The organism is Niastella soli (assembly GCF_017742245.1).
GTDB lineage: Bacteria > Bacteroidota > Bacteroidia > Chitinophagales > Chitinophagaceae > Niastella > Niastella soli.
Genome location: NZ_JAGHKO010000001.1, coordinates 2,532,219 through 2,544,791, shown reverse-complemented (window position 1 = coordinate 2,544,791; position 12,573 = coordinate 2,532,219). Strand labels below are relative to the sequence as shown.

The 12,573-nt window shown below is 43.8% G+C and carries 8 protein-coding genes; 2 read left to right on the top strand and 6 right to left on the bottom strand.

Going from position 1 to position 12,573, the window contains the following annotated elements; genetic code table 11:
* Positions 1-172 precede the first annotated feature (172 nt).
* Positions 173-343: a hypothetical protein gene (locus J7I42_RS10585; protein ID WP_209138749.1), complete on the top strand. Its 171-nt coding sequence runs from the start codon at positions 173-175 to the stop codon at positions 341-343.
* 74 nt (positions 344-417) lie between these two features.
* Here the strand turns inward: J7I42_RS10585 and J7I42_RS10580 are convergent, their stop codons facing one another.
* The 6 genes from J7I42_RS10580 to J7I42_RS10555 all read right to left on the bottom strand — a co-directional run bounded on the left by J7I42_RS10580 (position 418) and on the right by J7I42_RS10555 (position 11,258).
* The gene (locus J7I42_RS10580) at positions 418-1,371 is read right to left on the bottom strand and encodes a CvpA family protein (protein ID WP_209138748.1); all 954 of its coding nucleotides are present in this window, start codon (positions 1,369-1,371) and stop codon (positions 418-420) included.
* 383 nt (positions 1,372-1,754) lie between these two features.
* Positions 1,755-2,417 (bottom strand): hypothetical protein, encoded by a 663-nt coding sequence (locus J7I42_RS10575; RefSeq protein ID WP_209138747.1) that lies wholly within the window; start codon positions 2,415-2,417, stop codon positions 1,755-1,757.
* Positions 2,418-2,868: 451 nt separating this feature from the next.
* A complete protein-coding gene (locus tag J7I42_RS10570) occupies positions 2,869-5,148 on the bottom strand; it encodes a GH92 family glycosyl hydrolase (protein WP_209138746.1) in 2,280 nt (759 codons plus the stop codon).
* A gap of 297 nt (positions 5,149-5,445) precedes the next feature.
* A complete protein-coding gene (locus tag J7I42_RS10565) occupies positions 5,446-7,098 on the bottom strand; it encodes a RagB/SusD family nutrient uptake outer membrane protein (RefSeq protein ID WP_209138745.1) in 1,653 nt (550 codons plus the stop codon).
* Positions 7,099-7,121: 23 nt separating this feature from the next.
* Positions 7,122-10,148 carry a SusC/RagA family TonB-linked outer membrane protein gene (locus J7I42_RS10560; protein WP_209138744.1) on the bottom strand — a complete coding sequence of 1,009 codons (3,027 nt, stop codon included), beginning with the start codon at positions 10,146-10,148 and terminating at the stop codon, positions 7,122-7,124.
* Between the two features lie 222 nt (positions 10,149-10,370).
* On the bottom strand, positions 10,371-11,258 hold the full coding sequence (locus tag J7I42_RS10555) for an inositol oxygenase family protein (protein WP_209138743.1): 888 nt from the start codon (positions 11,256-11,258) through the stop codon (positions 10,371-10,373).
* Between the two features lie 180 nt (positions 11,259-11,438).
* On the opposite strand from J7I42_RS10555, the gene J7I42_RS10550 reads away from it, so the two are divergent.
* On the top strand, positions 11,439-12,446 hold the full coding sequence (locus J7I42_RS10550) for a LacI family DNA-binding transcriptional regulator (RefSeq protein ID WP_209138742.1): 1,008 nt from the start codon (positions 11,439-11,441) through the stop codon (positions 12,444-12,446).
* Positions 12,447-12,573: the final 127 nt, after the last annotated feature.

Below are 12,573 nucleotides of genomic sequence, written 5' to 3'. Positions count from 1 at the left end.
CGCTTAAGGCATTATTTGTCTACAAGAATGCAGGACTTTCCTTTTTGTGTCGTAGGCTTTCGAACGTTCGTATTCTGGGCAAATAACTCCACAAAAAATCACATCAAATATATGAATACCAATATATTATAAGAGGCATATGGTTTTAGATACTACTTGTAAATCTCGTGTTATGATTAAGAAATATTACGGCTTATGCTTTCTGTTGATGACCTTATTCTATTCAGGTTGTGCTGCAGTTGAAGGCATTTTTAAAGCAGGGATGTGGTGGGGTATCTTTTTAGTGGTACTGGTAATTGGATTGATATTCTGGATAATTAGTAAGATTTTCGGCGGGAAATAAGTTTGTTAGTTGTTTAGTTATTGAGTTTTTGAGTGCGTAACAGCAAGCTCAACTCAATAACTTCAACTAAATAACTAATTTCTAAACTCCTGTGAGATCATGAGTCCATATTTTCCTCCATCCACTATACCGATGCCGAGCCGGCCAAATTCAGGCCTCAGGATATTAGCGCGGTGCCCGGGTGAATGCATCAATCCGCTATGGGCAATATCCAACGTAGGGGCCAGCGCAATATTCTCGCCGGCATTGGTAAACTGCACGCCATCCTCTTTCATCCGATCAAAAGGCCCTTTTTCATCGGGCGATATATGTGAGAAATAGCCCCGCTGAAACATATCTACAGAATGTTTGCGGCCAACAGCAGTTAACTCAGGATCCAATTTCAGTGTATTCAATCCTGCTTTTATCCGCTCAGCATTTACCCAACTTAACATCAGGGTTTCCAGATCGGACCGCGGGGGCGGCGCCATCACCTTAAAAGGCAGAATGACAGTTTCATTGGAACCGGGTTTGACAGTTAACCGGTTCATCGTTCTTTCTACCTCGGTAAACACCAATGACAATTTGGTCTCAATTAGTTCGGCTGGTACCGACAAAATAACCACAAAGCGGCTTTGACGGGTTTTACTGGAGATATTATTACTGATGGGTAATGCCAGCAACAGTGCCGCCACTATTACTGCATGGGTAACGCCATTTATAAAACCGGGTAGCATACCGAGGAATTTATTATCCCACCGACCATGCGCATCGGCTGGGATCTTATGTAATGTTCTGTTGGTTAGCACATTTGTAAATACCCGCATTAAAACATAGGTAACTATAAATGCAAGCGGCAATGCCCAGGAGCCGAGTGAAGGAAAGTATTTGTTGATAAAATTTGTAGGGTATGGATATAATAAAAAAGTAGCCGCAATACTAATTATGAGCCCCATCAAATATAATAGTTCCAGGATAAATCCCTTTTGCCAGCCATCCCACATACCATAGGCTACTATTATCAGTAGCAGAAAATCTATCCAATTCATACTTGCAGCCTTTGTTATTTACACTAAAAAACCATGCTACCTATACGGGATTGCATTTTCATGGGCCGGAGATTGAACATATACATAAGGCAGGAGCGTATTGTTGCTAAATTTCTACATTTTTATTGGAAGGAGGATGTTAAAATAAAGAAGGCCCGGATAGAAATCCAGGCCCGTTAAAAATCCAATATCCTATGAAAAACCGATATACTAACGGTGTTCGTGGTTCGCAAATTGTTTCGGGGTTAAAATTATTTTTCCGGGCAGTGATTACCTCTCCTTTTAATCTGAAAATGTGTTGATTATACCTATTAATATTATCTCAACAACCTACCGCTTCAAAATCACCCAATTCACATTTTCACCCCGTATAAAACCAGCTCTTATTTCATTATGCCGGAATCAACAACACGTCCTACATATTTATTATCCTGCAAAATCCAGGTTACTTCATACTTACCAATGGCTTCGTTGTTCACCATATAAATATACATCCGGTGTTTGTCTTTCGAGAGGTACACGGCATTATGGGTTTTAATGGTACCGCCTTCTGAGTACGTAAATTCAGGGTGATACAGGTCGGCAAATGCAGCCGGAGGAACTGCAACTGTATCCTTATTATTAAGGATAACATTAACCGAAGAAATAGTAGTGGTGGGAACCGTACCATAATCGCCATAGTATGGTTTACCATCTATTTTTACCAGGTACTTCTTATCGTAGTAATAGAATAGTTTGTGTTTGGAAGCTTCAAATGTACCGCTGGTGATAACCACTTTCAGAGCCTGCCCCGCAATTGCGGGGTTGTTGCCTTCAAAGGTTATAGAATGCATATTGTAGTCGGTGGCCGGTATCTTCTGTAAGGGCTCCTTACCCAGTCGTTCGTCGATGCCGCCAATGGTAAAAGTGGCCAGGTCGTCCCGGATCTCACCTTTGGGGGATTTTAAAAAGCTTTCTTTTTTGTTTCGAAGATCGGGTAAGGACTCATCCTGGGCCTGGGCGCCTACAAATGAAACAAGCAGGCACAAGCATAAAAAGGAACGCATAGAAAATGGTATTGAGTTATCGAATTTGCAAATAGATCCCAGCGAAAATAACTACAAAAAGAGGATTTTGAGCTAAAAGAATGTTAAGTCGGGAAACGGGAAACGGCAGACGGCAGACTGCAATGGGCAATGGGCTAAGTAAGCAGCTTTTATTTAGTTTTTAGGTTCTTTAGTTTGTACGTTTTGTGCTGCCAGTTACTGGTCGCCGGTTCCCGGTTCCGGATCCATATTCTCAGCTCGCTATTTTTCTAAGCATCCCATTCCTCCAACCCAATTCAAGAAACCAGGAACTCAGTCGCCGGTTCCCGGCTCCGGATCTATATTCTCAGTTCGCTATTTTATTTAAGGCCTCCGTTTAAACGGCAGACGGCAGACAACAGACGGCAATCCGCAAATAAACCCAACATTTCAATAACTCAATAACTTATAAACTTAATAACCTGTAACTAACTTAAAAACTTTTAGTACTCAAACTTGAGGGACGAGCATTTACACTACTTCCCCAATCAGTTGGTTTGGCCTGTAAATAGATCTCCAGCACGCCGCCCTTCCTAATGACCTCATACGGGATGAAATTCTTTTTATAGAGGGTGCCGTTCAATTTTATTTGTTGAATATAATGATCGTTTGCATTTTGTTTGTGGCAAACGATCTGTAGTTTCTTGCTTCCTGGTAATTGAAGGGTAATTTTATCAAAAACAGGCGAGCTAATGATATGCTCACCCGAAACCGGATCAACGGGATATAAGCCAATGGCTGCAAAGATATACCAGGCACTCATTTGACCTGCATCATCATTCCCGCTCAATCCACCGGCGCCATCGCTGTATTCTTCGCTTACAATATTCTGTACCACCTGTTGTGTTTTCCAGGGTGCAGCCGTGTAGTTATACATAAACGGGATCTGGTGACCTGGTTCATTACCATGCCAGTATTCATTCTTTGCAAAAAGGGAGTCCAGTGCATTTTCCAATGCTTTATCGCCGCCCATCAGGCTAGCCAGTCCGCTAATATCATGCGGCACATAAAATGTGTACTGGCGTGGCGTTCCTTCTGTAATATAGGGTTCGCGTTTATCGGCATTAAAGGGTTTGTACCAGTGCCCGTCGGCATATTTACCCCGTACTAGCCCTACTGCACTGTCAAACACGTTGCGGTAATTGAGCGCCCGTTTGCGCAGTGCAGTATAATCGGCTATTTTATTCAATCCTTTGGCAACAAGGGAGAGGGCATAATCATCATAGGCATACTCCAGGGTGCGGCTCACCTGTTCTTTTTTATGAAAGGCTTCGGGCACGCTGTCTTCCATGGGTATATACCCATATTGTAAATACGATGGCAGGGCCCGGCGGCCTTTTCCATTTATATAATCTTCGTTATTGGGAATATCGAAGGCGTTTTGCCGCATCAGTTTGTAAGCTGCGACCACATCATAATTACGAATGCCTTTTGTCCACGATGAGGCAATAAATGCGGTAACATGATCACCGATCATGGCGGCGGTATAGCTGTTCCAGCAGGGAAAAATAGGCAACCATCCGCCCTGCTCCCCTTTCAAGACCAGACTCGACACCAATTGATTCACCCGCGCTGGTTGCAAGATCTGCAATAAGGGTAATTGGGCGCGGTAGATATCCCACATGGAAAAATCATCATAGTACTGTCCATTCGCCAGCTTGCGGATGGGTGAGCCACTGGCAAATGAAGGATAGGTACCACTCACATCACTGAACAAACGTGGGTGCTGCATGGCGTGGTACATAGCCGTATAAAATATGCGTTTGTCCTTTTCATTGTCGCCCTGTACCTGTATTTGTGCCAATGCCTGTTGCCAGGTTTTTTGCGCACTGGTTTGGATCGATGTAAAGTCCCAGGTCGTTATTTCAGCCTGCAGGTTTTTCTTTGCTTCGGCTACACTGCTGAATGAGGTGCCAATACGAATACGAAGTTTTTCTCCTTTTTTCAATTTAAAACCGGCAAACACCCCGCTGTTCTTTTGATCGCGGATACTATCGATCGCGAATACATTTCCATCCTGAAATGTTCCCGTACGCACGGGCACCTTTTCGAATTGTATAAAGAAATAACCACTGAAGCCTGCCTTGTTTCCCCAACCCTGGTAAATGCGATGGGCAGGATTGTATCCCCAGACTTCCCCTTTTGCTGCATTGATATTCACCACACTTTCACCCCGATCGCTATTAGGAATAACCAGCAGGTATAAACTATCATCCTGTTGCAGGGTGAATTGCATCATGCCGCAGCGGGCAGTGGCCGTCATTTCAGCAATACATCCATAGGCTGGTAATGTTACTTTATAATAGGCGGGTGTAGTAACTTCATTGGTATGCGAAAAGGGAGTGGCAAAGTCTTTCGTTTTTAATTGCCCGGTTATGGGCATAATGGTCATACTGCCATAGTCCTGCATACAGGAGCCACTGATCCAGTGGGTGCCCCGAAAACCGCTTATGAGACTGTCTTTATAAAAATAAGGAGGAATACACTTGGTTTCGGTTGCTCTTGTTTGCGGTGTCCATTGCGTCATGGCGAAGGGTAAACCTACCGCCGGAATAGTATTGGCGTTTTTTTCAGAACCAGCCTCGCTGTGTTTTTGTGCGGCAGTTGTTGTGGAGGGAGCAGTGCCTGACAATGGTTGTACATATTTTACCAGGTCCTGGCTAAAAATAGATACTGGCAAACAGGTTAGAAGAAGTATTAGTTTACAGTTCATATTTCAAAGTTCCGGGTTCAAAGATCAATGTTGCGCAGGCAGCGGACAAATTTTATAATTCAGTGTATAGCTCAGCGCTCTCTGTTCTCAACGTTTTAGTTCATAGAAAAAAAACTCCAGGCTGGAAAGCCCGGAGGTTGTAATTACTGCTACATGATTATGAAAAAGAAGTTTATTAGTAGCTGTTAACAGTGGTTCCTCCCTATTCCGCCAGCCGGCGGATCCGGTGGTTAAAATTGGCCGGACCCGATGGTCAGGTCCGGCGCTTTGTCATCGCACTTCTCCTAAAACTAAAAACTAATTATACCCAGGGTTTTGGGTGAGTTTTGGGTTAACTGCAAACGCATTGGTTGGTATCGGGAAGATCCTGCGATACTCATCTGCATTTGTTTTGAAACCCCATTTACCCTCATATTTTCCGTATCTGATCATATCGTTCCGGTGCCACGCTTCCCAGGCAAACTCACGACTCCGTTCATTGTAAATGCTATCCAGGTTTATAGTTGCCCAGGCTGGGGAAGTGGTTCGCTTCGACCGTACATCATTGGCCAGCGATAAAGCGGTTTGTCCCAGCGTAGGGGTGCCGCCACGCAAGATGGCTTCTGATTTCATCAACAGGATATCTGAATACCGGAAGATGGCAATGTCGTTGTTCTGGTCCCGCGAAGCAGAGGTGGCATCAGGATAGAACTTGATGTTACGATAACCCATATTCCACGCCACTTCATCATTACCACAATCGAAAGTGGTCGTACTTTGGCGTAATACAATATTCGGAGTTAGCTCTAACTGATATGTAAACTTACTACTGTCACCCTTATAAGCAATGGCATCATACCCCGCTTTTGTAGTGGTGATATTAAGTGGAGTTATTCCATCGGGCAAAAACTGTTTGCCAACCAGCCACTGTTTATTGCGAATATCATTTACATCATTAAAGTATGCATAAAACTCTGGCAGCGTGCTGGCGGGACCACCAGGCGTGTAGGGAATATTAAAGTAATTATATCCTGCACCAGCAGCCACTTTACCCATTGAGCGCGGTACATCGTAACGAGCATGGTAGTTAGCGGCGCGGAAGGGAAGGGTGTTGGTGAATGTTGGATCGTACGGGATAGCAAAAATAAATTCTTCCTTGCTGCCCACCGCATCCGGGCCATTGAGCGGATAGAACGCCTGCAAATAATTGGATCTGCTCGCGACACTGTATTTATTAGAGCTTATAATATTATCACAAGCTACAATACACTCGGTATATTTTTTAGTACCTGTATAATACTCCGCATTCAGGTACATTTTTGCCAGCAGGGCATACGCACCATATTGCGTGAACCGGCCATAGGTAGCCTTACTAACTGTAGTACTCAGGTAAGGGATCGCTGCTTTAATTTCAGTCTCGATGAAGTTAAAAACTTCCGGCCGCGGTGTTTTATCACGTGCAACAAAATCGCCATACAGGGTATCGATGGGCACATTCCCCCAGTTGTCCATCATAAAATAATAGGCAAGGGCCCGCACCATTTTCAATTCAGCCAGGTTCCTGTCTTTGGAATCCCCTGCCGGTTGCGTTTTACCAAGAATAGATAATTCCTGGTTCACCGTTCCTATGATAGTTGAAAGCCAATACCAGTTGCCATTTACATAGCCATTGTCCCTTGTCCAGGTATGATAATGCATTTCAAGGTTCTGGCCACCATCGTACCAGTTACCGCCCCGGGCAGGCATTATGCCTTCATCGGTGCTGTAAGTTTGCTGGAAGAAATATTCCGCAGCCACATTCCCTCTCAATGCTACATAGGCAGGGCCGGAAGCTGTGATAAAGGAAGCGGAATCCTGCGGGTAAATATCGGGAGTCAATTCCGTGGTTGCTTCTACGGTTATCTTATGACAGGAAACCATTACTCCAGCAGCCATCAAAGAAGCAACTATATAGATCAATCTTTTTTTCATAAATCTCATTTTTGCTGGTTAAGTTAGAAGGAGATGTTTGCTCCAAACAAGAGCGTACGGGTTTTGGGATAGAAGTTGTTGTAATCGATGCCCGGTGCAATACCGCCCTGGTTCACTTCGGGATCTACCCCATTGAAATTAGTAATTACGAACAAATTGTTCCCTGTTAAATACAATCTGAGTGATTTGATATAAGAGCCCAGGTTCTTGAAGTTGTAACCCAACGTAGCATTGTCGAGCCGAAGATAATTTCCGCTTTCAATAAAGCGGGAAGAATACTTATAGGAATTAAAGTCAGCGGTTGATTCTCCGGCTGCATCCTCCAGGATGTTTGTGTATTGCGCGGTACTGGGTCTGAACAGGTCGGCCCGGGTGGCATTAAAGATCTTGTTACCAAAAACGCCGCGGAGCGCAATGTTCAGGTCAAAATTATTATACTTAAAGGTATTGGTCCAGCCTAACAACAATTTAGGTTGTGCGTTCCCGAGGTAATGATAGTCGGTCCCGCGGAGCGGAGCAGTAGTCAAAGTTTTTCCATCCTTGGCCCAATATTGCGATACCCCTGCTGCGTCTTTACCGGCATAATCAAGTGAATAGAACTGGCCCAGCGGATATCCTTCTTTTAACAATTGGAGTGAAGCGCCTGACTGACCACCTCCTTCAGGAAAACCTACAGCCACAGAGTCGCCACCCGGGAATAAGGGGCTCTTCAGACTGGTGATCTTGTTGACATTGTGCGCCAGGTTCAAATTGCTGGTCCAGGTAAATTTACGGTTCTGTATAATCGTTGCACTCAGCGCTAACTCAATACCTTTATTTTCCATTTCACCACCATTGGCTACAATTTTCCCTACAGGAACAAGGATAGGATCAACATTATAATTATAGATCATATCCGTTGTTTTCTTTTTATATACATCAATTGACCCACCCAGTTTACCTTTCAATAAAGTGAAGTCTAAACCTATATTGGTGGTAGCAACTTCCTCCCATTTTAAATCGGAATTGGCAGCTGCAAGCGGACCATAAGCTGCAGTCGGAGTGCCATTATAATACCAGGTGCCCTGACTACCCAATATAAATTGTGCCGTATAGGCGTTAAAACCAAATGCATTACCGGTAACACCATAGCTCGCTCTCAGTTTTAACTCGCTGAACAGGTCCTGCGATTTCATGAAGTCTTCTTCACTTATACGCCAGGCAGCAGCTACTGAAGGGAAATATCCCCATTCATTATTTGCACCAAACACCGAGCTGCCATCCCTTCTCACCGATGCCTGTAAGAAATACTTTTCATTGTAATTGTATTTCAACCGGGCAAAATCCGAGATCAGTTTGATCTTCTGATAAATAAGATCAGCCCCCAACCCAATACGGGTTGAATAAGCATAAGGGTTGCTCAACGCCAGGTTCTGGTAACCGATATTATCAACAGGGAAATTATACGTTGTTACCTGGAAGCCATCGCCGTTCACATTTTCCTGCCAGGAGTATCCCAGTACTGCATTGATAACATGCTTTCCAACAATCTTATCCCAGGTAAAGTATGTTTCCAGGATCTTGCTGGAATTGCTGTAGGCCTGTCTGGTTGCCTGTCCATTGGTACCGAATGACTGGATCCCATGACCATAAGTAGTAGGATCAGGGTTATCATACATGCCGGTATAGTTGCTCGTGAAATACTTATCGAGGTAAGAACCGTACAAATTCGAATTGTTGATATACGCCACATTCAGGTCGTACGTAAGGCCAAAAGGCAGTTTTGCCTGCGCCGTTAAATTAGCCATCAGGTTATTGTACTTATTGTTCTGCTGGCTATGGTTCATCATGGCCACCGGGTTGTAATAACCTGTTTTGGTAAAGTTCTCGAAATAAGTGCCATCGGGGTTCTTTACGGGCGATACCGGCAGATAGGTGGCAGATTGCAACAGCACCGTATTCCGGTAAGGAATATCATCAGCATCATTATTCGAATTGGTAATATTAAGACCCAATCTCAATTTATCGTTGATCAAAAACTGCTCAACAGACAAGCGGGCAATGATGCGTTGCAGATTACTATTCTTTAAGATACCGGGCTTGCTGAAATAGTTTAAACTGGCGCTGTATGATCCGTGATCGCCACCACCGCCAATATAAATATTATGGCTTGTGGATACCGCTTCATTGCGTTGTATTTCTTTCTGCCAGTCGGTATCGGCGCCCTTGTCATCAAGCGGGGTAAAGGCCAGGTTGTTTTTTGCCAGGAAATCCCGCAACTGACCGGCATCCATTACATCGAGCCGGCGGGATACTTTTTCAACCCCTACAAAACCACTGTAAGATACCTGCGGCTGCCCCTTTTTACCTCTTCTGGTGGTTACAATAATAACGCCATTTGAAGCACGGTTACCATAAATGGCCGTTGCAGCGGCATCTTTCAGAATATCCATGGAAGCGATATCGGCGGGTGCTATAATAGAGATATCAACACCGGGAACACCATCAACAACATAAAATGGGCCACCCGGACTATTGATCGTTGACGCGCCACGTACAATAACTGCAGCAGGCCGGTTGGGATCTCCACTTGCAGTGACGTTCAATCCTGGCACTTTACCCTGCAGCAACTGTCCTACATCTGCAATGGCGCCTCTGTTCAGATCATCGGGTTTAACAGTGGTAATGGCGCTGGTCAGGGCTTTACGCGAAGCTTTACCATAACCGACTATTACAACATCGGTCATTGTAAGTGCTGCACTTTGCATTGTTACATCAATGGATGTTCTATCATCCAGTGTAACTTCCTGTGGATCGAGGGAAACACCACTAAACACCAGTACATCTCCATTTTTTGCAGGGATGGCATAGGTGCCATTCGCCTTTGTACTGGTAACAATTTTTTTTCCTTTTACAGTTACGGTAATTCCTGCCATAGGTTTACCAGTGGAATCGCTTACAGTTCCGGTAACCTGGGGGGATTGCGCCAGCATACACAGCGGCGATAACAAAAGCAGCAGTAACAGGTGAATCCCCGCACCTTTCGGGAGCGACTGACAAAGCAATCTCATAACAAAAGTTTTAGGTTAAGTGAATAGTCATCCGTTCCGCTTTTTACCAGCGGTTAAATGTACTTGTTACATTTATCAATAAAGCCAATAAAAAAACACAACTTCCTGGGTATTGTGTTTACATAATGATACATGCGCCGATCAATAAACTACACGTAAGTACAGCTCATTTGATCATTGCTGATAAAACAAGGAATGGATAAAGTTTTGGGTGGAGTAGCGTTAAAACTTGATAGTAGATGGCAGGTATTTAGCTACCAGATCTTCATAATAGGTGCGTAGCTGTTTCCAATCTGGCGGTGTAGGATTTTTTGAATACAAATCATATGGATTGAACAACTTGACCCATTTCAGCATTTCACGATCATGATCATCTAACAGGTGATCATAAGCGCCTTCCCGGTGCCAGGCATAAAATGAGTGGTAGCGTAACATGTATAGGCCAGGCTCGGGCAAATAATCTTTCACCATCTGGTAAACATATTCATCATGGCCCCATGACATGCTCACATTGCGTAAACCGCAATTTTGCGAATATACTCCCAGCTTGGTGCTGAAAACAGGATTGGTATAGTCAGTATTGTTCTTAAAAAATTCGGGATATACTATTTTATCGGAATAAGCGCAACCAACAGGGAAGGTATCGCCAACAACAGCCCATTGGGGTTCACCAAACAGGCAAAGTACCTTACCCATATCGTGCATTAAACCGGTCAGCACCATCCAGTCGGGGTGACCGTCGGCACGGATGGCCTCCGCAGCTTGTAACAAGTGCTGGAACTGATCAAGGTCAGTATCAGGATCTGAATCATCAACCAGTTGATTCAGGAAATTAAAGGCATCCCAAACAGTCATTTCCTTCCGGTTGAACTGTAAGAAATCCTTTCTCTTCTCCTGTACAAAATCAAACGTTTGATGCGTATGGTTCAAGCGGTAAAATTCCCGTACAGTATCCCGGGCGGGATCGTCGTAATTACGGTATTCTTCTTTTGATTTATCTTTTGCTATTGTATCAGGGTCGGGGTAGCGTTGCAGCAGATCATCTTCCCACTCGTCCAAACTTCCCAGGGGATTGATTTCTTTCTCGGAGAATTTACCAGGAGTCGCCATAGCAATCGTTTTTGAAATATTATATGACTTGTGTTAGTTTCTGCAACTAAGTTCAACTTTTTTGCTAAAGATTGTTAGCCATCTGTTAACTTTATTTACGAAAACGGTTGCGAAAAAATGCAATAATTTGCGTTATAAAACAGCCTGTAATACAAATAATTAAGGTGCTAACTTCCCCTCATGAGCAGAGTAAACATTAAGGTATTGGCCGACCAGTTGCAATTATCGGTATCCACCATTTCAAAAGCATTGCGCGATAGTTATGAGATCAGTGATGAAACCAAAAAGAAAGTACTGGAGCTGGCCACCCGCTTAAATTACGTACCTAACCCCTACGCCAGCAGTTTGCGTCGTAAGAAAAGCAAAACCATTGCAGTAGTGTTACCAGAAGTAGCTGATAACTTTTTCTCACTTGCCATTAATGGCATTCAATCGGTTGCTGAAACCAAAGGTTATCATGTACTTATATATTTGTCGCACGAGAAATTCGCCAATGAGAAAACCATTCTGGAAGATTGTCAAAGCGGCCGGGTGGATGGGGTGCTGATCTCTATTTCCAGCGAAACCAATTCAGCCGACCATATCTACAAATTACAGGAGAATAATATTCCCGTTGTGTTTTTCGATCGTGAACAGGAAGCCATTGAAACAGCTCGCGTAACTACTAACGATTTCGATTGTGGATTTTTGGCCGCCAATCATTTACTGCAGAAGGGCTGTCATAAACCGGCTTTTGTTTCTATTTCCCAAAGCCTGCCTATTTGTTTGAACCGGGTGAATGGTTTTAAAGCAGCCCTGCATAAAGCGGGCATTCCCCATTATGATAACCAGATCATTTATTGCCCTGATAATGATGACATGTATAAACAAATAAAATCTATACTGCAAAGCGACCAACGTCCCGATGGATTAATTGCTTCGGTTGAGAAAATTGTTACTCCGGTTTACCTGGCCTGCCATGAGTTACACATCCGCATTCCCCATGATATAAAAATAATTGCCTTCGCCTCCCTGGATACGGCCCCTATTTTAAATCCTCCGCTTACTACCATTACCCAGCCGGCCTTTGAAATAGGTAAAGCCGCTGCCACCCTTCTTTTTAAGGGTATAGAGAAAAGTTCGTTTGATCTTAGCAAGGAAAAGCTGGTCATTCCCAGCGCTTTGATTGAAAGGGAATCTACTATGTAAGTTGATAGGGGTGAAATGGTTGACAGCGTTGATAACGGAGAAAAAGCAGCCCCATTGCCTTTCAACCTTCTTCGCAAACGTATTCGTAAATATTTTTACTAAAACATGATTGGGATCATAATAATGA

Coding starts and splice junctions, on each gene's coding strand:
- J7I42_RS10555 (WP_209138743.1), bottom strand. CDS start 11,258: ATGGCGACTCCTGGTAAATTCTCCGAGAAAGAAATCAATCCCCTGGGA.
- J7I42_RS10575 (WP_209138747.1), bottom strand. CDS start 2,417: ATGCGTTCCTTTTTATGCTTGTGCCTGCTTGTTTCATTTGTAGGCGCC.
- J7I42_RS10585 (WP_209138749.1), top strand. CDS start 173: ATGATTAAGAAATATTACGGCTTATGCTTTCTGTTGATGACCTTATTC.
- J7I42_RS10570 (WP_209138746.1), bottom strand. CDS start 5,148: ATGAACTGTAAACTAATACTTCTTCTAACCTGTTTGCCAGTATCTATT.
- J7I42_RS10560 (WP_209138744.1), bottom strand. CDS start 10,148: ATGAGATTGCTTTGTCAGTCGCTCCCGAAAGGTGCGGGGATTCACCTG.
- J7I42_RS10565 (WP_209138745.1), bottom strand. CDS start 7,098: ATGAAAAAAAGATTGATCTATATAGTTGCTTCTTTGATGGCTGCTGGA.
- J7I42_RS10580 (WP_209138748.1), bottom strand. CDS start 1,371: ATGAATTGGATAGATTTTCTGCTACTGATAATAGTAGCCTATGGTATG.
- J7I42_RS10550 (WP_209138742.1), top strand. CDS start 11,439: ATGAGCAGAGTAAACATTAAGGTATTGGCCGACCAGTTGCAATTATCG.